The sequence below is a fragment of the Tabrizicola sp. genome (genome assembly GCF_034366665.1).
GTDB lineage: Bacteria > Pseudomonadota > Alphaproteobacteria > Rhodobacterales > Rhodobacteraceae > Tabrizicola.
The window spans coordinates 1-20,958 of sequence record NZ_JAXMMF010000128.1 but is presented as its reverse complement, the minus strand read 5'-3'; the positions used below and the strand labels follow the sequence as shown (position 1 = coordinate 20,958).

General features: G+C 65.8%; 20 protein-coding genes. 8 read left to right on the top strand and 12 right to left on the bottom strand.

Going from position 1 to position 20,958, the window contains the following annotated elements; genetic code table 11:
* Positions 1-374: 374 nt before the first annotated feature.
* A complete protein-coding gene (locus U1E69_RS18630) occupies positions 375-521 on the bottom strand; it encodes a hypothetical protein (RefSeq protein ID WP_322245916.1) in 147 nt (48 codons plus the stop codon).
* Positions 522-564: 43 nt separating this feature from the next.
* On the opposite strand from U1E69_RS18630, the gene U1E69_RS18625 reads away from it, so the two are divergent.
* From U1E69_RS18625 to U1E69_RS18600, 6 genes are all read left to right on the top strand, one after another.
* Positions 565-687, top strand: a complete 123-nt coding sequence (locus tag U1E69_RS18625; RefSeq protein ID WP_322245933.1) for a hypothetical protein — start codon at positions 565-567, stop codon at positions 685-687.
* Positions 653-1,099, top strand: a complete 447-nt coding sequence (locus tag U1E69_RS18620) for a YciI family protein (RefSeq protein WP_322245915.1) — start codon at positions 653-655, stop codon at positions 1,097-1,099. Before U1E69_RS18625 ends, U1E69_RS18620 begins: the two co-directional genes overlap by 35 nt.
* Positions 1,100-1,309: 210 nt before the next feature.
* On the top strand, positions 1,310-1,495 hold the full coding sequence (locus U1E69_RS18615) for a hypothetical protein (RefSeq protein WP_322245914.1): 186 nt from the start codon (positions 1,310-1,312) through the stop codon (positions 1,493-1,495).
* A 27-nt stretch (positions 1,496-1,522) separates the two neighbouring features.
* Complete coding sequence (locus tag U1E69_RS18610) at positions 1,523-2,200, top strand: DUF6596 domain-containing protein (protein ID WP_322245932.1); 678 nt, start codon at positions 1,523-1,525, stop codon at positions 2,198-2,200.
* Positions 2,201-2,264: 64 nt separating this feature from the next.
* On the top strand, positions 2,265-2,978 hold the full coding sequence (locus U1E69_RS18605) for an OB-fold-containig protein (RefSeq protein WP_322245913.1): 714 nt from the start codon (positions 2,265-2,267) through the stop codon (positions 2,976-2,978).
* A gap of 33 nt (positions 2,979-3,011) precedes the next feature.
* Complete coding sequence (locus U1E69_RS18600; RefSeq protein WP_322245912.1) at positions 3,012-4,643, top strand: flotillin family protein; 1,632 nt, start codon at positions 3,012-3,014, stop codon at positions 4,641-4,643.
* 227 nt (positions 4,644-4,870) lie between these two features.
* Here the strand turns inward: U1E69_RS18600 and U1E69_RS18595 are convergent, their stop codons facing one another.
* From U1E69_RS18595 to U1E69_RS18545, 11 genes are all read right to left on the bottom strand, one after another.
* Positions 4,871-6,187, bottom strand: a complete 1,317-nt coding sequence (locus tag U1E69_RS18595) for an acetamidase/formamidase family protein (protein ID WP_322245911.1) — start codon at positions 6,185-6,187, stop codon at positions 4,871-4,873.
* Between the two features lie 126 nt (positions 6,188-6,313).
* Positions 6,314-7,303, bottom strand: coding sequence for an acetamidase/formamidase family protein (locus U1E69_RS18590; protein WP_322245910.1), 990 nt, complete (start codon positions 7,301-7,303; stop codon positions 6,314-6,316).
* A gap of 28 nt (positions 7,304-7,331) precedes the next feature.
* Entirely contained in the window at positions 7,332-8,036 is a 705-nt protein-coding gene (locus U1E69_RS18585; RefSeq protein ID WP_322245909.1) for an ABC transporter ATP-binding protein, read from the bottom strand.
* Entirely contained in the window at positions 8,029-8,742 is a 714-nt protein-coding gene (locus U1E69_RS18580; protein WP_322245908.1) for an ABC transporter ATP-binding protein, read from the bottom strand. The genes U1E69_RS18585 and U1E69_RS18580 overlap by 8 nt, the downstream gene beginning before the upstream one ends.
* Positions 8,739-9,866 (bottom strand): ABC transporter permease subunit, encoded by a 1,128-nt coding sequence (locus tag U1E69_RS18575; RefSeq protein ID WP_322245907.1) that lies wholly within the window; start codon positions 9,864-9,866, stop codon positions 8,739-8,741. The genes U1E69_RS18580 and U1E69_RS18575 overlap by 4 nt, the downstream gene beginning before the upstream one ends.
* A complete protein-coding gene (locus U1E69_RS18570) occupies positions 9,863-10,729 on the bottom strand; it encodes an ABC transporter permease subunit (protein ID WP_322245906.1) in 867 nt (288 codons plus the stop codon). Before U1E69_RS18570 ends, U1E69_RS18575 begins: the two co-directional genes overlap by 4 nt.
* A gap of 89 nt (positions 10,730-10,818) precedes the next feature.
* The gene (locus U1E69_RS18565) at positions 10,819-12,057 is read right to left on the bottom strand and encodes an urea ABC transporter substrate-binding protein (RefSeq protein ID WP_322245905.1); all 1,239 of its coding nucleotides are present in this window, start codon (positions 12,055-12,057) and stop codon (positions 10,819-10,821) included.
* A gap of 14 nt (positions 12,058-12,071) precedes the next feature.
* Entirely contained in the window at positions 12,072-12,683 is a 612-nt protein-coding gene (locus U1E69_RS18560) for an ANTAR domain-containing response regulator (RefSeq protein WP_322245904.1), read from the bottom strand.
* Positions 12,680-13,846: a transporter substrate-binding domain-containing protein gene (locus tag U1E69_RS18555; RefSeq protein WP_322245903.1), complete on the bottom strand. Its 1,167-nt coding sequence runs from the start codon at positions 13,844-13,846 to the stop codon at positions 12,680-12,682. The genes U1E69_RS18560 and U1E69_RS18555 overlap by 4 nt, the downstream gene beginning before the upstream one ends.
* A 407-nt stretch (positions 13,847-14,253) precedes the next feature.
* The gene (locus tag U1E69_RS18550; RefSeq protein WP_322245902.1) at positions 14,254-16,053 is read right to left on the bottom strand and encodes an NAD(P)/FAD-dependent oxidoreductase; all 1,800 of its coding nucleotides are present in this window, start codon (positions 16,051-16,053) and stop codon (positions 14,254-14,256) included.
* A 111-nt stretch (positions 16,054-16,164) separates the two neighbouring features.
* Positions 16,165-17,034 (bottom strand): LysR family transcriptional regulator, encoded by an 870-nt coding sequence (locus U1E69_RS18545; protein ID WP_322245901.1) that lies wholly within the window; start codon positions 17,032-17,034, stop codon positions 16,165-16,167.
* Between the two features lie 97 nt (positions 17,035-17,131).
* Here U1E69_RS18545 and U1E69_RS18540 point away from each other — a divergent pair, with 97 nt between their 5' ends.
* Together U1E69_RS18540 and U1E69_RS18535 are read left to right on the top strand one after the other, a co-directional pair.
* Positions 17,132-18,676 (top strand): proton-conducting transporter membrane subunit, encoded by a 1,545-nt coding sequence (locus tag U1E69_RS18540; RefSeq protein WP_322245900.1) that lies wholly within the window; start codon positions 17,132-17,134, stop codon positions 18,674-18,676.
* Positions 18,677-18,707: 31 nt separating this feature from the next.
* The coding region (locus tag U1E69_RS18535; protein ID WP_322245899.1) for a DUF2309 domain-containing protein at positions 18,708-20,958 on the top strand (2,251 nt) is incomplete at its 3' end.

Sequence of the window (20,958 nt, the reverse complement as noted above, 5' to 3'; positions counted from 1 at the left end):
GAAAGACGGCGTCGGCCTTGAAGAGATTCCCGTGTCTGTCCAAAATCGCGGGTCCCATGTGTCATGCTGTCAGAAGCCTCCACCGCGGATGCTTCGCACAGACCGAAGGCACCATGTCCACACAGATACGCTGAACGACCCATCATCCCGCGCGCCCGTCTGGCCAAGTGCCGCAAGTCCGGGCGGCATTGCCTGGAACCTCTTTGGCGCGGTCCAGTTCGCGGGCTTGGCCACGGCAACGGCGGACAGCCTGATCGCATCTGGCCTGACGGCCGATCAGGGTCTTCGGCGGGCTTGCGGGCGGTGTGCTGATGCTGCTGTGCAGGACAAGAGCGATGCCGGTCCTTGGCGCCTCTCTGGTGGCCTATGTCGCCTTATGGACCGGTGATGTGGTCCACGAAGTCCTTGCTGCAGTGGGCGCGCCACAAGTCATCATCTTGGCCAAGGTCGTGGTCATCGCCGCCGACCTTTTCGCCATCAGCCGCCACAGTGCCGCGATGGCGAAAGGCCTTCTTGCCCATCCGCGATATATCCCGACACACAGGAGGACACCCCCTGCAGTTCATGCTGATCCTAGACGAGACCGCCGAAGACTTTGCCCGCCGCAACGACCCGGCGCAGGCGGGCGAGCCGTGGGGCAGCTGGACCGCCTTTGTGGGGGTATGGCGCAGGCGGGCATCATCGTGAAAGGCGACGGGCTGCAGGGTCCCCTGCGGTCACGACGCTGCGCATCCGCGACGGCAAGCGCGAGGTCAAGGACGGCCCCTTCGCCGACACCAAGGAACGGCTGGGCGGGTACTTCGTGATCGAAGTGGCCGACCTGATGCAGCCCTTGACTGGGCGGCGCGCACCCCGTCGGCGCTTGGCGCCTTGGTCGAAGCGCGTCCCGTGCTTCCACCGATGCTCGCGCCCGGTGAAGGACCGGCGGGCCGGACCCTTTGGATGCCGGGCGGGCCGCCGAACGGGTGGACCGCAGCAGTTCTGGGCGGCTGGTCCCGATCCTGGCTTCCCGCAACCGCGACATTGGTGCGGCCGAAGATGCCGTGTGTGCGGACCTGGCCTAAACGTGGCGTGCCTGACAATCCCGTTGCCCGGCTGATCACAGCGGCCCGCAACCGGCAGAAGAACACGCTCTGGGCAAGCCTGACACACCAGGCCACGGAATCCGAACTGATCCGGCGATCGGAACTGCCGGACGCGGAGGACGCCATCGGCGACAGTCGGCTGACCTTGATGATTGTCTTTGCCCATCCGGCCATCGCCCCTGCCGCGCGCACACCGCTGATCCTGCAGACTGTTCTCGGGATTGATGCCACGACCATCGCGCGCATTCCTTTTCGAACCCGCCACTCTGTCGCAGCAGCTGGTCCGCGCCAGGGCCCGCATCCGCGATGCAGGCTCGCGCTTCTTCGTTCCGAAGCCAGAGGACCTGCCCGAACGGCTGGAGGCTGTGCTTGACGCGATCTATGCGGCCTTTGGTCATGGCTGGGACTGACGGGATGCCCCGGATGCCCCCGATGTCCTGACTGGCAAGGCGATCTGGCTGGCGTGGCTGGTCGCAGGCCAGATGCCCGAAGAGCCAGAGCCGAAGGGACTTCTCGCCCCGATGCTGTCCTGCACCGCACGCAGAAAGGCGGGCCTGGATGCGGCAGGTCGCTTCGTGTCACTGGACCGACAGGATGCCCGGCTGTGGGACAAGGACCAGAGCATCGAGGCGGAAGCCCTGCTGACGGGGGCCGCGCGCGCGGGCAGATTCGGGCGCTACCAATGCGAGGCGGCCATCCAGTCTGTCCATGTCCAGCGTCCGATCGCGGGGCGGCTGAACCTTCGCGCGCTGCACATGCTTTACGATCTGCTGGTGTCACAGTCCGAAAGCCTGGGCGCAAGAGTTGGACGGGCAATCGTCCTGGCAAAGCTGGGCGACCTTCTGCAAGCCCGCGCAGAACTGGACGCCATGCCGGCGGGCCGGGTCCGCACGGACCAGCCGTGGTGGGTCGCCCGCAGCCGCGAGACAGTGCTGGACGGTTGCACGGATGAACCTGCCGATGCCCTTTCGACCGCGGTTGCCCCGACGAAGGATGCTGCGGTCAGGGAGTTTCTTCCGGATCAACGTCTCAAGCTCTCTGCGCGGCAGCGAAGGTCCTGTTCGCCATGCTGCCTTGCGGGTCTGCCGACCTCATGTGGTGCCCCGGATGATTAACCATTGCTCCCTTGCGTGAGGGTTTGCTTTCGGTATCCTTCATCAGCTTTCGGCAGGAGTGACGGTGTTCCAGGTTCTTCTGAGTGGTCCGTTCCAGGCGTTTACCGTCGCCTTGGGGCTATTGGCGGGATTGCTTGCCATCGAGCTGGTCGCCCTCCTTCTGGGGGCGAGCATGATGTCGGATGGCGCGCCCGACGTCGTCGATGCCGTTGACGCCACATTCGACCTGCCAGCAGGGGCCGAGCCCGACATTCCGACGCTGATCGCGGCCAGCCAAGCCGTGCCGGTCGAGACCGCGCCCCCAGAAGCCGAAGGAGGGGCGCTTGCCCTGTTGGGCCTTGGGCGCGTACCGTTCGCCATCTGGCTTGCTGCAGTTCTGACAGGGTTCGGCGTCTCGGGTATTGCTTTGCAGTCGGTCGCGACAACCCTTGCGGGGGCGCCACTTCCTGCTGCCTTTGCGGCTGTGCCTGCCGGGATTGTCGGGATTGGATTTGCCCGTGGGTTCGGTCGTGTCCTGTCGCGCCTTCTGCCGAAGGTGGAAACGACGGCCACCAGCGCCCAGTTCATGGGCGGCCTGCGCGGCGTGGTCACCCAAGGCACGGCCCGGCAAGGCGTTCCGGCCGAGGTGCGGGTGCGCGACCGCCACGGCAACACGCATCATGTCCGGTGTGAACCCGTTCGCAGCGCTGACGTGGTGCCCGAGGGCACGGAGGTTCTGCTGCTTCGCCAACGCACCGCGACGGGGTGGAGCCTCGGGATCGTCCCACTTTCCTTCTAGCTGACTTCACCCCCTGACCCGGAAGGCTGTACCATGACCCTTGAGACCTTTGCGATTCTGATTGGCGCAATCCTTGGCTTCTTCCTGTTGGTGGGCCTGATCCTGGCCCGCCTTTACAAGCGCGCCACACGCGAGGTCAGCCTTGTGAAGACCGGTGCCGGGGGCAAGCGCGTCATCATGGACGGCGGCGCCATTGTCATCCCGCTTCTGCACGAGATCAGCCCGGTGAACATGAAAACGCTCCGGCTGGAGGTCAAGCGGGTCGGTGAAGCGGCTTTGATCACCAAGGACCGGATGCGGGTTGATGTGGGGTCCGAATTCTACGTCTCGGTTCAAGGCACCGAGGACGGCATCTCTCGGGCAGCACAGACGCTGGGTGCCAAGACCTTCAACGTCGATCAGTTGCGTGAAATGATCGAGGGCAAACTGATCGACGGCCTGCGCGCGGTCGCCGCGCGCATGACGATGGACGAGCTGCACGAAAACCGGACCAGCTTTGTCCAGGAAGTGCAGAATGCGGTGTCGAATGACTTGCTCAAGAACGGGCTGGAGCTGGAAAGCGTGTCGCTGACTGCGCTGGATCAGACCCCGTTCGATGCGCTGGATGAAAACAACGCCTTCAACGCGGTCGGCATGCGCAAGCTGGCCGAGGTGATTGCCAAATCGAAAAAGGAACGTGCGGCGATTGATGCCGAAGCAGATGTGTCTGTGCGGCGGTCCGTGATGGAGGCAGAGAAGCTGAAGCTGCAGATCGCCCGCGATGAAGAGATGGAGCGTATCGCGCGCGTCCAGGAGATCGAGTTGCTGAAGGCAGCGCAGGATAGCGAAATCGCCCGTTCCAGAGAGACTGCCGAGTCGGAAAAGGAACGTGCGCGCATCCTGCGCGAGCAAGAGATCAAGGCCGCAGAGATCATGCGCGCCCGTGCCATCGAGGAAGCACAGATCACCAAGGAACGTGAGATCGAGGTCGCGAACCAGGACCGCCAGGTCGCCATCGCCATGAAATCGGAAGAGGAAAGCCGCGCGCGCGCATCGGCGGACACAGCCCGCGCCGAAGCGATGAAGGCAGCCGAAGCGATCGAGACGGCGCGGACTGTCGCAATCGCCGAGCGGACCAAGCAGATTGCCCTCATCGAAGCCACGCAGGACGCCGAGCGGGAGGCGACGCGGCTGCGCCTGTCGGCCAGCGCCGAGCGCGCCGCCGCTGAAGACCGTGCCGCCGCCCGCCGGGAAGAAGCCCAGGGTGAGGCTGATGCGATAATGATCCAGGCCGAGGCAAAGAAGGCCGACCTCCTGGCCGAGGCGGAAGGACGGGCCGCGCTGGCTCAGTCCGAAAACGCCTTGTCCGAAGATATTGTGGCGATGCGCGTGTCGCTTGCGCGGCTTGAGGCCATGCCAAGGATCATCGCTGAAATGGTCAAGCCCGCCGAGAAGATCGACTCCATCCGCATCAACCAGATCAGCGGTCTGGGGGCTGCCGCTTCGCCGATGGGCGGGGACGGCCCGAAGTCGCCGGTCAACCAGGCCTTCGACGCTATGCTGGGGGCTGCGCTGCAACTGCCGACAATGAAAAAGCTCGGCGAAGAGATTGGCCTGAACTTCGACGGCGGTATTGGCGGGCTGATGGATGACGTGGCCGAAAAGGTCGAGACCAAGAGGGTCTAGGCTCTTCGCGCGGAACTGCTCTTCGCCGATGTCACGCGGCTGGGTCGGAAGCCTGTGGTCCCGCCTGTTGAGTGACAAGGGCACGCGGATGTGCGCGCTTAAGGCCGCACATCCGCTGCGGGCGATTGCGGCGAAGGTGACGGCACGAGGATCAGGAAGAGGCCTAGGCCCGCGGCGCTTGCGCGCGGGCCCGTTGGTCCGGTTTTCCCACGAAGGCTGGCCCTACCTCACAGGCCGTACTGCTCGCGTGCGTAGTCGCCCAGACCCACGGCATCAAGCCTCGCCAGCGGCGCAAGGAATGTCACCTGGATGACACCCGGTGCGCGCCCGATCTCGATCGCGCCGTTCACTGTGGCGCGGTTGCGCACCTCTGCCACCGTGATCCCCAACAGCTTGGCCGCGCGCGCGAGGCCGTTCTCGATGGCCAGGTTCAGGTTCGCGGCCGTGCCGATCACGCTGATGGGCGCCAGTGGTTCAATCTCGGCCACCCCCCATTTCGCGGCCAGCCGTTGGCCCTTGGCCTTTTCGGCAGCCGTGAAGGGCCGGGCCATCGGCGGCAGGTCCTCTTCCAGCGGGAAGAGGACGGGGCCGTCCAGCGGGTAGTTCTTCACCACCTCGATCTGGAGCGTCACGCTGCCCGCGACATCCATCGTGTGCCCGGCAATCTCGCCGTCGCCCTGACCCGCGTGCATGTCGCCAAGGTAGACCCCCGCACCCCGGACCTTGACCGGGCAAACGAGGATCGCGCCCGCGCGCACGGCGTCGATGTCCATGTGGCCGTCGGTCTTGTGCTGGGCCAGCTGCTCGGCGGTGATGGCGTATTCATGCGGCGCGCCGACCAGGAAGGACCCGAAATCGCCCGCGTTGTGGCTGTCGGGCATCGCCATCGACGGGCAGGTGCCAAGCTGGCCCATGAAGGGGCGCATCCGTACCAGCGTGCCGGGCATGTCCGACGGCGCGAAGGTCAGGATCGAGTGCTGGCGGCTTTGGTCCGGCAGGGCGGAATAGTGGTTGGCATCCCGCGCGATGGTTTCGGCCGCAGCCTGTGGCAGCGTCAGGCCGACCGAGCGGCTTTCGTCGAAGGTGACGGTGTAGCCATGCACGATGGCAAAGGGGGTGACGGGATTGCCGCATGTGTTGCACTTCACGGCCTGCTGGCCGATCCCCTCGACATGGGTTTCCGGCCAGACCGTATCGCAGACCGGGCAGCGCCCCGCCACATAGGGGTCGCCGAGGCAAAAGCCCTCGGGCGAGGAATCATGTCCCGAGGCCGTGGCAATCGACGTGACGGTGATATCGCGGATGCGGATGGCGACACCGTCGCCGACCTCGGCCCCCTCGACGTAGACCGGGCGCGTCACCTCATGCCCGCCGCGCAGGGCGGGCGTGATCATCGGCCCCCAGCAGCCAGGCGCGGTGTTCGCGATGATGGTGCCGCCGTTTTCCACCGGGCCCAGCATCGGGGCATCCGGGTCGAGCACGCTGTTGGTGAATTCCGACACCACGATGCTGCGGCGTGACGGTGTGTTGCTGCCATCCGGCATGGTCATCCCCCTGATGTGTTTGTTCTTTGACTTGAACCTAGGGCGGTGCTTTCGCGCAGCAAGCCTTGCGCTTGAGGCCCCGGCGCCCTGGCGAGGGTCACCCGCCAGGGCCGCATGTTGCGACGGTTACAGCCCGATGTACTTCTTCGCGATCCCGGTCCCGATGGTGTATTTCGGGTCCACCATGTTGCCCAGCCGGGCCTTGCCGGCCATCGTCAAGAGCATGTAGGCCTCGTCCTGCCCCATCCCGGTTTCCTGATCGATCCAGCGTACCAACTCGCGGTAGGCGATGCGTGCGGCATCTTCCAGCGGGCGGGCGCTGCCGATGGTCATGATGGTGGTCTCGGTTTCAAGCCGCGGCCAGCCGATGGTGTGGCCCTTGATGAGGTCGACCTGCAACTGGACCGTGGCGGGCATTTCCATCGCGACGCCGCAGAGTTCGCCGTCGCCCTGAATGGCATGGCAATCGCCCAGATACAGAAGCGCCCCCGCGATGTTGACCGGCAGATAGATGATCGCCCCAGGCCCGACGTCGGGCAGGTCCATGTTGCCGCCGTAGTAGTCCGGGACGAGGGAGGAAATCGCCTCGATCTCGGGGCTGGTGCCGATGGTGCCGATGAACGGCTCGTATGGCAGGGTGATGGTGTCGGACCAGTAGACCCCGTCTTCGTCCAGGCGGACCTTCTTGACCTTTTCCGGCAGGGGCGCGTTCAGCATGGCGGTCTGACCCGTTGCCACCAGCCCGCCGAATTCTGGCAGAAGGCAGGTCGTGCCCACCGGCTGCGGCCCGCGCGGCTTGATCGAGATGATCCTGACCGCCAGGCAATCCCCCTTCTCGGCACCGCGCACGAAGATCGGGCCGGTCTGCGGGTTCAGGAAGGGAAAATTCAGGATCTCGGACGGCCGGTCGCTTTCCGAGGTGATCTTGCCCTCGAAGGCGTCGTGGGTTTCCACCGTCACCACGGCGCCCGGCTCAACCTCCAGCACGGGTTTGGCATAGGGGCCGTAGACGTAATGGAACGTGCCCTGATCCTTGATCCCGATGAAGTGGCTCTTGCCGGGCCTCCCCTGTGCCACGCCCTTTTTCGTCATTACCGAGGCATCAAACCAGCTCATGCCCAGTCTCCCTTCTGATGCGATGTTCCTAGAGTGCCAGCCATTTCTTCACCTTCTCCCGATCCTTGATCTCCTCGGGGCCGACCTCGGCAATGATGCGGCCCTTGTCGATGACAAAGCCGCGCTGGGCGAGGTTGACGATCAGGTCGAGGTTCTGTTCGACGAACAGCACCGTCAGCCCGGTTTCCGCGTTCAGCCGCTTGATGTTGCGGGCGATGTCCTTGACGATTGAAGGCTGAATACCCTCGGACGGCTCGTCCAGCAGCATCAGATCGGGGCCGCCCAGCATGGCCCGCCCGATGGCAAGCTGCTGTTGCTGCCCACCGGACAGAGTGCCTGCGGCCTGGCGGGCGCGCTCTTTCAGGATCGGGAAGAACTCATAGACCTTGTCGTAATCCGGGGTGCCGCCGCGCCGCGCGGTTTCGCCGACCAGCAGGTTTTCCCGCACAGTCAGGCGCGGGAACACGTCGCGGCCCTGCGGGATGTAGCCGATCCCCATCCGGGCGCGGGCCTGGGCGGTGACCTTGTTCACCACGCTTCCGGCAAATTCGATCTGGCCCGCCCCGACCGGCAAGAGCCCGATCAGCGTGCGCATCAGCGTGCTTTTGCCCACCCCGTTGCGGCCGATGACGGCGACGATCTCGCCCTTGCCGACGCGCAGGGAGACACCCTGCAGCACCGGCTCGCCGCCATATCCTGCGCGCAGATCGGTGACCTTCAGCATGTCACTCATCGGACGCCCCCAGGTAGATGTCAGCCACGCCGGGGTGCGAGATGATCTCTGCCACCGAGCCTTGCGCAAAGATCTCGCCGAAGTGCAGCACGGTCACCCGGTCGGCGATCTGCTGCACGAAGGACATGTCATGCTCGACCGCCAGGATGGTCACGCCTTGCGCGTTCAGGCTGCGCAGCATTTCCCCGGTCTGGCGGGTTTCTTCCGGCGACATCCCCGCCGTCGGTTCGTCCAGCAGCAGCAGCGACGGTTCCACCCCGACCGCCATGCCGATTTCCAGCCATTGCTGACGACCGTGCGACAGGGTGCCTGCGGCCTTTTCCTCCAGCCCCTCCAACCCGGCAAAGGCCAGCACACGCTGGATCGTCGCCTCAAGATCATGGCCGTGCAGATGGTGCTGGAACGAAATCACCAGGTTCTGCCGCACGCTGAGGTCCTTGAAGATGCCGGGCACCTGGAACTTGACGCTCATCCCCTTGCGGATGCGGGCGAAGGAGGGCAGGCGGGTGACGTCTTCATCCTTGAAGAGGATGCTGCCGCTGTCCGGCCGGTGCGCCCCAAGGATCAGCCGGAAAAGCGAGGATTTCCCCGCACCGTTCGGCCCGATCAGGCAGTGGATTTCGCCGGGCTCGATGCCGAAGTCGATGTTGCGCGCGACATGCACACCGCCAAAGCGTTTGTTCAGGCCCTTTGTCTGCAGGATCATGACCGGCCTCCCGCAGATGTCAGGCGGGCGGAAATCCAGCGCATCAGTGACAGCACGATCCCTTCGGGGGCGAAAAGCACCGTCAGGACCAGGATCACCCCCATCACCACGATGGCATACTGGCTGCCGTAGATGGTCAGCCACTGGTAAAGGAAGATCATCACCAGCGTGCCGATCAGCGTGGCCGTCACATCCTTGCGCCCGCCGAAAGCCACCCAGATCACCGGCAGCGCGGCGGCCGTGATGCTCATGGAACTGGGGGTGATGTACTGGCCCCAGGCGGTGTAAAGCACGCCCGACAGGCCCGCCAAGGCCCCGCCCAGGACAAAGCCCAGCAGCTGATAGCGGCGCACGTCATAGCCCAGCATCTCGGCCCGCTCGGGGTTTTCGCGGATGGCGACCAGGACGTTGCCGAAGGGCGCGTTCAGAAGCATCCGGAGGCCGAGGTAGACCACCAGCATCAGGCCCAGTAGCACGTAGTACAGCGCGATGTCGGCATAGAGGAGCACGTCGCCCCCAGGCCAGGGGATGGTCAAAGGCGGCATGCCGGACATGCCGTTGAACCCGTTCAGACGCGCGGCGCCGATGGCCCATTCCGGCCCGGCGGTCTGCGCCATGAAGGCCTGGAACACCAGCGTGACCGACAGTGTGACGATGCCGATGAACACGCCCTGCACGCGGCCGTAGAACATGAAGTAGCCCAGCACCAGCGCCAGGAGGACCGCGAGGCCGACGGAAAGCAGGAGCGCCAGCAGGGTAAACCCGTAGGCCGCGCCGAAGTTCAGCGTCAGGACCCCGTAGCCATAGCCCGCCAGCCCGAAGAAGGCGGTCTGGCCAAAGGACAGCGATCCGGCATAGCCCCAGATCACCCCAAGCCCCATCGCCATGAAGGTCCAGACCAGGAAATACGCGGTATTGCCCACGGTCCAGCCATCGACGAACAGCGGATAGATCACCGCGGCCAGGACGGCCAATCCCAGGGTCAGCCAGAACCCCCTGCCCCGCCCCAGGGTCTGCGGCCCCTCCAGCCGCGACAGCCACAGCGCCAGCGTGTTGCGCTGCTGTCTTGGCGTTGCGTCGATCAGTGACGGGCCTGGCCCGGATTTCACCACCGGCCCGGTCATTTGCGTCCCCCGAGGATCCAGCCCGAAAGCCCGCCCGGCAGCAGCCGGATGACGATGATGACGGTAATCAGAAGGCCGATCTGGCCGAAAAGCTGGCCCTGCCATGCGGTCATGCCTGACCGGATCACGGCCAGGATGGCTGCCGCCGGAGCCGCCCCAAGGAAGATGTCGCCGCCGCCGATCACCACGGTGACAAAGCTTTCGACCATGAAGGTCGCGCCCATCGTCGGAACCAGGGTCATCGTCGGGGCATAAAGCCCGCCTGCCAGCCCGGCCAGTGCCGCGCCAAGCCCGAAGGTCAGCGTGTAGACCTTGCCAGTATCCACCCCGGTCGCCTGCGCCATGCGCGGCAGCTGGATCGTCGCCCGAGCGATCACCCCGGCGCGGGTGTGGTAGAAGAAGAGGTAAAGGCTGACCAGCAGCAGGACCGCGATGCCCATCAGCACCACGCGGTAGGTGGAATAGGAAAACCCGCCGACGGTAAAGCTGCCCAGCGGCGTGCCGACGCCCTGCATGGTGGACCCCAGCACGATCAGCACGCCCTGCGTCGCGATCATGCTGAGCCCCCATGTGGCGACGATGGAATCCAGCGGTCGATGGTAGAGGTGGCGGATGATCGTCCGCTCCAGCACCATCCCGATCACGCCTGCCGTCAGCGACCCGCCCAGAATGGCCAGGGGCAAGGGCAGGCCCAGTTGGGCAAGGCTGACGGTCGTGTAGGCCCCGCACATGATGAACTCACCATGCGCAAGGTTGATGACCCCCATCATCCCGAAGATGATGGCAAGCCCCATCGACGCGATCACCAGGAAGGCAAAGGCGTCGCCGAACTGGAAGAGGAACGAGAACATCGTCGACAACACTGCCGTCTCCTTGTCGATGTCCGCAGCGCCCGCGCCGCGTCATGTGGGGAAGGAACCGGGGGCGCATCCGCCCCCGGAAGGTCCGAGCCTTATTCCTTCGGCGGAGGGCTGGACGGGGTGTACTGCGCGCTGGGGTCGTTCTTGGTCAGATCGCAGCCGGCATCGCCCAGCCAGTAGGGCGCGATGTTCTCCCAGACGGTCGGGAAGTCGATCGAGTGATCCGCGTTCACATGCGCCAGGAAGATCGTATGCGACATGTGCTGGCTTTTCGGGTCGAGGCAAACCTTGCCCGACGGCCCGTCAAAGCACACGTCCCCCTTGGCGATCTCGGCGCGCAGGGCCGCATGGTCGGTCGTCCCGGCGCGTTCCACCATCAGCTTGTAGAGGTTCATCGCGATGTACGAGTTCGCGGCTTCCTGGTTGATGTAGGGTTCATCCGGGAACCGGGCGCGGAACTTCTCGACAAAGGCCTTGGCAGCCGGAGTGTCGACTTCCTCGATGAAGTTGGTGGTGACGTACATGTCCTTCAGGCTGGGGGGCGTGAAGCGCTTGTGCTCATACCCCTGGCCCACGTTGACCGATGATGCCATCGGCAGGTTCACGTTGGCGGCTGCCGCCTGTTCGTAATAGGACGCCTGTGCAGCGCCCACGAGCAGGGTCACCACGAAGCCGGGCTTGGCGGCCTGGATGTTCTGGATCGACTGGCCGAACTGCGACACGCCCAGTGGGATGAACTCTTCGCCCACCATCGTGCCGCCGTTCTCTTCCACAATCTGGCGCACCCATTCGGCCGAGATCTGGCCAAAGTTGTAGTCGGCGGCCAGCGTGTAGACGTTCTTGCCGTACTTTTCCATCATCCAGGGGATAAGGGTCGAGAACTGCTGTTCCGGCACCGCGCCCGTGACGATCATGTTGGCGTCGCAGACACCGCCTTCGTACTGGTTGTTGTAGAAGGCCAGACCGTCGAACTGGTTGACGATGGGGCGGTAGGCTTCGCGCGAGGCGGACGAGAACCCGGCGAAGACCACATCCACCTGGTCGCTTTGCAGCACGCGGCGCATGAACTCCTGGTAGCGGGTGTTGTCGGACTGGGTGTCATAGACCACCAGCTCGATCGGGCGGCCACCGATGCCCCCGGCCGCGTTGATCTCCTCGGCGGCCAGCGTGATCGCATTGACTTTGACCATCGTTGCCGCGGCGAAATCGCCCGACTGATCTTCAAGCACGCCGATCTTGATGGCGTCCTGCGCCATGCCGACCGACGCCGTCAGGGCGGCAGTGGCCACCCCAAGGCGCATGGCCTTTACGAACTGACTTCCACTGGGCATAGTAGACCTCCTTGTTATGGTTTTCTGGTTTTCCGCTCATGCGCTGCTGTGCCGGCGAGACGCATGGAGGACGTTGACGCGACCAGAATTTCGGCCGCGAATTCTTCTATCGAGATGCGTTTGGCCATGCTGGCCAGGCGCATCCTTCGATAGGCCTCATCATCCGAGACATCGTCGTCCCGCATGATCTTGAGGATGGCCTTGATCACAACCCGACGCCCCTCGGCGCGGCGGGCAAGGTTGTCACGCTCCATCAGCTCGCGTTGGCGGATGGCGTGTTCGTTGAAAGCCAGGAACAGCGCCGTGAAGATGCCCGTCGCGCGCAGCGGCTTCATCAGCACCGATGCCGCCCGGTGACGCACCACGCGGGCCAGACGGCTTGGGGCCTCCATCCCGATCAGGGCGATGTGGGGTACGTCCGAATCCAGCACCATGAAGTCCTGATCGGCGTCGACAAAGACCACATCCTGCTGGCCTGCGACAAAGTCGGTGGCGTCGGGGCCGCGTTCTGAAACCGACAGGCCCAGGCGGTCAAGTGTGCGCACAAGAATCTCGCGGTTCTGGTCGTCAGGCAGGGCCACCCAGGCCCGTGCGCCGCGAAAGTTCGACCGGATCTGCGAGGTCATGACACCACCCGCAGCGTCTTTTCGCCCGACAGGGTTGCAAGCGCCAAAGGCTCCCAGACCAGATAGGGATCGGGCTGGACCAGCCTGTTGCTGCTGTGCAGGATCTCGAACGTCCCATCGAGGCGCGACCGCCCGATGCGGGGCCAAAGGAAGCAGTGGCGGTTGTCGGGGTCGATCTGCACCGAGCCCTGAGGCGCCTCGAACGAAACCGAGTTCAGTGCCGCAAGGACGGCCTTCGGGTCCGCGCTTCCTGCGCGCTGGATGGCACGGGCCAGCATGTGAACGGCGATATAGCTGGCCTCGGCGTCGGCCGAGGTCGGGCCTGCGTCCGGATATTGCCGCGCCCAGGCAGCAAGAAACCGGGCGTTGGCTTCGGTCTCGACGGACGAGAAATAGACGCTGGACGAGATATGGCCGTCGCAGGCATCGCCGATCAGGGGCAGTTCGAATTCGGCCAGACTGCAGCTGAGCACTGGCAGATCGCGGGGCTGGTCCAGACCGGCCTCGCTGCACTTGCGGCGCAGACAGCGAATGAAGCTGTAGGCCGACTCGCCGATCAGGGTGGAGAAGATGAAATCCGGGCGATGCCGCAGGATCAGATCGACGGTCTCGTCGACGTCAAGCTCGTCCACCGGCAGGTAGCGCTCGCCCAGCACCTGCCCGCCGTTGCGGCCAAGGATCTCGCGCATGATGCGGTTGTTTTCCCAGGCCCAGATATAGTTGGACCCGACCATGAAGGCCCGCCGCCCGCCTTCGGACAGGATGTAATGGGTCAGCGGCACGACGTGCTGGTTTGGGGCAGCACCGGTGTAGACGATGTTCTCACTTGTCTCGAAGCCTTCGTAATGCGACGGATACCACAGCACCGCGTCCAGCTTTTCGAACACCGGAAGCACTTCCTTGCGGCTGGAGGACGTGTAGCACCCGACCACATGGGTCAGGCCGGGCACCGCCAGCAACGCCTGCGCGCCTGCCACATAGCGATCATTCCGGCCGCCAGGATCAACGGTATGCACATCAAACCCGAAGCCATAGGCCGGGTCCGAGGCAATTTCGCTGACCGCAAGCTGCGCCCCGCGCAACATGGTCGCGCCGACGGCTGCATAGGGGCCCTCTTGCGAGAACATCAGCCCCAGGGGAACAGCTGTCTTACCCACTTGCATCTCCAAAGCAAACAAACCCCATGCGCATCAGCGCTTGGGGCAACGTTGCCATCCGGCCAGTTCGGTATGAGTATTGTGAGAGTGCGGCTCTCTCGCCATTGAGATCAAGCGCCACAACCCCAACGATACACGCACCACTGATTCCGTCAAGAATTCATCTGGCCGGTGTCGTGTCCGCGATTGCATTCCCCGTCTGCGGCCAAAGCTGCCAATGGATTGGGCGACGCAGAGGGGGTCGTGGCGCGATTTCGGGCGGTGCGCGGAACGGCCTTGGGCGTTGCGGTCAGGCTTGGTCCATCGCTGCCATGATGCGGTTCACAGGCCAAGGCGGTTGACCCTGCGCCGGGATGGCAAGCGCCCGCCAAAGTGTTGCCCCCACGCCAAAAGGCATGGGGGCCGGTGTCGGATCAGCTGAGAAGGTGGGTCTCGGGGATGCCGTAGACCGGGGTCGCGATCCCCTCCATCCGCGCCTTCAGCTGCAGGGACAGGAACTGCGAATAATGCCGCGACTGGTGCAAGTTGCCGCCGTGGAACCACAACCCTTCCTGCCTGGTCGGCTTCCACATGTTGCGCTGCTCGCCCACCCAAGGGCCAGGGTCCTTGGTCGTGTCCGACCCAAGGCCCCAGCACTTGCCCACCTTGTCGGCCACATCGCGGCCGATCAGGTCAGCCGCCCAGCCGTTCATTGATCCATAGCCCGTGGCATAGACGATCACATCGGCGGGCAGCACCGTGCCATCCTCCAGCACGACGGCATCCTCGGTGATCTCGCGCACATTGCCATGCGCCAGCTTGATCTTGCCGTCGATGATCAGCTGGCTGGCGCCCACGTCGATGTAATACCCCGACCCCCGCCGCAGGTATTTCATGAAGAGACCCGAGCCATCGTCGCCCCAGTCCAGCCAGAACCCGGCCTTTTCCAGCCCGGCGTAGAAGTCGGCGTCCTTCTCGCGCATCTGGTTGTACAGCGGGATCTGGAACTCGTGAAGGATGCGGTAGGGCAGGCTGGCAAAGATCATGTCCGCCTTGTTGGTGGTCATGCCGCCCCGGACCGCCTGTTCCGAATAAAGCCCGCCAAGCCCGATCTCCATCAGCGTGTCGGACCGCACGATATGGGTCGATGACCGCTGCACCATCGTCACATCGACGTCGTTCTCCCACAGCGCGGCACAGATATCGTGGGCCGAGTTGTTGGACCCGATGACCACGGCCCGCTTGCCCTTGTAGGCATCCGGGCCGGGGTGTTTCGACGAATGGTGCTGATCGCCCTTGAACCGCTCCATCCCCTTGTAGGTCGGCATGTTCGCCTTGGCCGACATGCCGGTGGCCAGCACCAGCTGCTTTGGCTTCAGCGTCACTTCCTGCCCGTCGCGGTCGACCACGACCGTCCATTCGCCTTTGGCCTCATCGTAGGACGCATGCTTGCATGTCGTCTTCGTCCAGTAGTTCAGCTCCATGATCTTCGTGTACATTTCCAGCCAGTCGCCGATCTTGTCCTTGGGCGCAAAGACCGGCCAGTTCGGCGGGAACGGCAGATAGGGCAGATGGTCGTACCAGACCGGGTCATGCAGACACAGCGACTTGTAGCGGTTGCGCCAGCTGTCGCCGGGCCGGGCGTTCTTTTCCACGATGATCGTGGGCACGCCCAACTGCCGCAGTCGCGCCCCCAGCGCGATGCCACCCTGCCCGCCTCCGATGATCAGGACATAGGGCTGCTTGGTATAGCCAAGCTCGCGCGCCTCGGCCTCGCGCTCTTCCAGCCATGACGGGCGGTGCTTGTCTGCGCCGTGCTTGGCACCCAGCGGGCGGTCAAAGCCCATCGGCTCCTCATGCCCTTTCAGTTCCACCATCGAGGTCAGAAGCGTCCAGATCTTGCCGTCCTTCAGCCGGATCAGGCCATAGCCGCGCGCAACCTCGGTCTCAAAGCTGATCCAGGCGGTCGTCACGCCCCCGTCCTCGGTCGCCGTCTCCCCTTCGGCAATCCGCCAGTGCGACGGCTTGGTCGTGGCCAGCTGATGGCGCAGCATGTCGGCCACCTCGGCCCGGCCTTCGACGGTCTTGATGTTCCAGGTGAAGGTCACAAGGTCGCGCCAATAACAGTCGTCCTGAAACATCGCCGTGGCACGGTCGATGTCGCCCGCCGCAAGGGCCGCGCCAAAGTCTGACAGGAACGCCGAGACATGATCAGTCGCTATGGAATCCAGCATGGGTGTCCTCCCTCAAGTTCTCCCACAGGCAAGGTGCCGCAGTTCGGCCGCAACACCAAAGGATATCGCATCGCGGGGGCCTTTGGCGGGGGCGTCGGCGTCCGGCCCGCCCTATCCCGGCAGAACATCCGCAAGGAGCGGATTGGGAAAGCGCCGCTCGCGGGTCACGGCGAAGAAGGTCTCGCCGATGCCGTCCAGGCGGCTGGCCTCGACCAATGCGCCAGATTGCAACTCGTCTCGCACGACGATCGGAGGGATCACCGCCAGACCCGCGTCGGCGCGGGCCAGAAGGCGGATCATCGCCATGTCATCAACCTCGGCGGCATAGATCGGGGTGACCTGCAACCGCGCGGCCAGCGCATCGAAAGCCGCCCGCAGGCCGGTCTCCCGCGTTGGCACGATCAGCGGCTGGCTGGCCAGAAGGTCGCGCAACGATGCCTTGGGGCCGACCCGGGACGGAGTGCCGATCAAACTGACCGGCTGTTCGTCCAGCCGGTGCACCAGCCAATGCGTCGTCGCATCCCGCGCGGGTGCGACGTTGGTCAGGATCACGTCCAGCGCCAATGCTTCCAGCCCCCGAAGCAGTTCCTCCTGCGAGCCGGAACGAAGCACCACCTCGACATCCGCCCGCGCGATGAGGGGCCGCAGGAACTGCATCTGGAAGTTGCGCGACAGCGTGGCCAGCGCGCCCACCCGCAAGGCGCGGCGCGCCCGGCCGGTTTCGCGCAAGGTGGCGGTCAGGTCGTCGGCGGTGCGAAAGATCGCCTCGGCATGGTCCAGCGCGATACGCCCCGCCTCGGTCAGGATCAGGCCCCTGCCCCGGCGCTCGAAAAGGTCCTGCCCCAGCGAGGCCTCCAGCGCCTTGATCTGCGTGGACAACGCCGACTGCGACAGGTTCAGGTCCCGCGCGGCACCGGTCAGTGTGCCATCACTGGCGACCGCCCGGAACAGGCGAAGATGGTGCAGGTTCAGCTGGGCCATAGTTCCACCAAAGCGAACGATTTAGCCAAATATATGTAATTTTCTGAAATCTTTGCAAGCGCTACACCGCAGGGCAGATCCCGTCATGGAGCATGCCATGTTGACCCTTCCCCTGATCGCGCTTGCACCGCTTGTCCTGCTGGTCGCCGCTGTGCCTTTCGTCCTGCATCCCGGCCGTCGCCCCGGCCGCCTGCCCCATGTTGCCGAAGGGGCTGCACTTGGCGCCCTGGCCCTGGGGCTTGCCGGTTTGGTCCAGCTCTGGCTCTCTGGCCCGCAGGTCTTGTCCCTGGGCGGCCTGGCGCTGGTCCGGCTGGATGCGATCAGCGTGACGCTGGCGCTTCTGGTGGCTTTCGTCGGCTGGGTCGTCACCCGCTATGCCCGCCGTTACCTGGACGGCGAAGCGCGCGAGGGTCGGTTCCACGGCCTGTCACTGGCCGTTGTCGCCGTGGTCCTGCTGCTGGTCCAGGCGGCCAGCCTGCCGGTTCTGGTGCTGTCCTTCGTCGCAACCGGGCTGATCCTGCGGCAGCTTCTGCTGTTCTACCCCGACCGCCCCGAGGCACAGCGGGCAGCCGCCAAGTTCACCCGGGTCTGGGCTGCAGGCGACGTGGCGCTGATCGGGGCCTCGGTCCTGTTGTGGCTCAGCCTTGGCACGGTCGACATCGCCGCGCTGACCACTGCCCCGGCCCTGCCCGGATTGGCGCAACTGGCCGTCGCCCTTCTGGTGCTGGCCGCCGCACTGAAGACCGCCGCCTTCCCGCTGCACGGCTGGCTGACCGAGGTGATGGAGGCCCCGACCCCAGTCTCGGCGCTGCTTCATGCGGGTATCATCAACTCGGGCGGCGTGCTTCTGATCACGCTTTCCGGTCTGGTGCAGCACAGCGCGGGTGCCATGGCAGCGCTGGTGGTGATCGGAGGCCTGACGGCGATCTTCGGGGCCCTGGTCATGCTGACGCAAAGCGCGGTCAAGACGGCGCTGGCCTGGTCCACGGTGGCGCAGATGGGCTTCATGCTGCTGCAATGTGGGCTTGGCCTGTGGGCGCTGGCGCTTTTGCACATCGTCGCGCACTCGCTTTACAAGGCGCATGCCTTCCTCGCCTCGGGCGGGGCGGTGCGGGCTGTGAACGCCCTCCGCAAACCCGGTCCGGTCGCGGCACCTGGCCTTGGGGCGGTGGCGCGGTCCTTCGCACTGGCGCTGGTGCTCTATGTGGCCGTCGCCGCCGGTTTCTCGACTCTGGTGGGGGAGAAATCCGCGCAGGCGCTGGCGCTTGGCACCATGCTGATCTTCGGCGTGTCCTACCTGATCGCGCAGGGCCTGGCCGATGCCGCCCCCGGAGCCTTGACGCGCCGCACTGTCGCCGCCTCGCTGGGGGCCGCGCTGGCCTACTTCACCTTCCAGGTTCTTGCCCAGGCCGTCTGGGGACCCACCCTGCCCGCCGCCCCCGTCGCCGGGCCGCTGGAATGGGCGCTGATCGTGCTGGCGGTCCTGTCCTTCGGCCTGGTCGCCTTTGCCCAGGCGCTGTTTCCGCTTTGGGCGCACCACCCCTCGACCGCGGGGCTGCGCGTGCACCTGGCGAACGGCCTTTACCTGAACGCGCTTCTGGACCGCATGATCGGCGGCTTCCGGGCCGCCCCGAAATCCTGATCCGAGAAATCCTGATCCGATGGAGACCCCGATGTTCCTCAAGCACAGCCAGATCGCCCCCGCGCTTGCCTCGCACCTGCTGCAGGCCGCCGAGGCCGCCGCCCGCGCCATCCCGCCCGCCTTCCCGCTGGACGCCAATGTGGCCGTGAACCCCTTCCTTGGCCAGACGCATCAGGACCTGGCCCAGGCCTCGGCCCGGCTGGCGCGGGTGGCAGGGGTCGCCCTGACCCAGCCCCGCGCGGAGCTTGCCGCCAGGGTCACAGCAGGCACGATCACCGAAGACGACCTTGCCGCCGCGCTGATCGCTTCGCCCTCGCCGGTCAAGCCGCGCGACCTGGCCTGGGCGAAGACGCGGATGCTGTCGCCCGCCCCTGCCCCGCAGGCCCTGCCCACCGTGGCAGAGCTTGCCGCCCGGGCGAAGGGAACCGACTGGCCCGCAGTGATCGACCGCAGCTTCGGCCTTTGGGCCGCAGGCTATTTCGACCGGGGCCAGGCGCTGTGGACGCCGCGGCCCGGCCACAGTGCCTACGCCGCCTGGCGGGAATGGGCGACGCATGACCTGACCCCGGAAATCGCCGGGCTGACCGGCTTCTGCGCCCATGTGGCTCAGGCCCCCGACACCGCCGAGCGCGCCATCCTGCGGGCGGGCGACCGGCTTGGCCTTACGGCCGAGGCAGCCGAGACCGCCTTCCACCGGCTGCTTGTCGACCTTGGCGGCTGGCCGATGCATGCGCGCTGGCTGCTGTGGCAGGCCGAACTTAAAGGCGGCACCGATGCCACGCTGACCGACCTTCTGGCGATCCGGCTGGTCTGGGAAGAGGCGCTGCTGGCCCAATACCCCGCCATCGCCTCCGATTGGCAAGCCACGGTCACGACCCACGCCGAACCCCTGCTTCCCACGCCCGATCAGGCGCTGGATGCCGTCCTGCAGGACGCGGCCGAGCGTGCGCACCAGCGCTCCCTTTCCACCCTCCTCTCCGGTCCGGCCACCCGCTCTGGCCGCCCGGCCCTGCAAGCCGCCTTCTGCATCGACGTCCGCTCCGAGGTCCTGCGCCGGGCGCTGGAGGGTCAGGGCGACCAGATCGAGACGCTGGGCTTTGCCGGCTTCTTCGGCCTGCCCGTCGCCCACCGGCCCGCGGGCACGGACGAGCTGCAGGCGCATCTGCCGGCACTTCTGAACCCCGCGCTGACCTCGACCAGCCACGGCAGCGACGCGATGGAGGCCGAAACCCGCATCAAGGCCCGCGCCAAGCGCGCCTGGGGCCGGTTCCGGCAGGCGGCGGTCTCGTCCTTCGCCTTTGTCGAGGCGGCAGGTCCGGCCTATGGCGGCAAGCTGGTGCGTGACGCCCTGGGTCTTGGCGGCGACGGCATGGCCCCCGGCCCGATGCCGCAGATCGAAGGCGGGCTTTCCGCCGAAGCCAAGGCCCAGACCGCCGCCGCCGTTCTGCGGGCGATGAGCCTGACCGAGGGCCATGCCCGGCTGGTCCTGCTGATCGGCCACGGTGCCCAGGTGACGAACAACCCGCACGAAAGCGCCTATCACTGCGGCGCCTGCTGCGGCCAGACCGGCGAGGTCTCGTCCCGCCTGCTTGCATCCCTGCTGAACGATCCCGAAACCCGTGCGGGCTTGCCTGCCTTGGGGCTAAACCTGCCCGAGGACACGCTTTTCGTCGCGGGCCTGCATGACACGGTGACCGACAAGGTCACGCTCTACCCCGACACGCCCGCCCCGGACCATGCGACCGACCTTGCCCAGGCCGAAGGCTGGCTGGCCGCCGCTGGCACCCTGGCCCGGGCCGAACGCGCCCTGCGGCTTCCCGGTGCGACCGGCGACGCCCTTGCCAGCCGCGCTGCCGACTGGGCCGAGGTGCGGCCCGAATGGGGCCTGGCCGGATGCGCCGCCTTCATCGCCGCCCCGCGCAGCGCCACGGCGGGCCGCAACCTGCAGGGCCGGGCCTTCCTGCACAGCTACGACTGGCAGGCGGACCAGGGCTTCGACACGTTGGAGCTGATCCTGACCGCGCCCGTCGTCGTCGCCTCGTGGATCAGCCTGCAATACTACGGCTCGACCGTCGCGCCGCAGCTGTTTGGCGGGGGCAACAAGCTGATCCACAACGTGGTTGGCGGGATCGGCGTCGTCGAGGGCAACGGCGGCCTGTTGCGCCCCGGGCTGCCGATCCAGACCATCCACGACGGCGAAGCCCCGGCGCATGACCCGTTGCGGCTCTCTGTGATGGTCGAGGCCCCACTCGACGCCATGACCAAGATCCTGCGCAAGCATG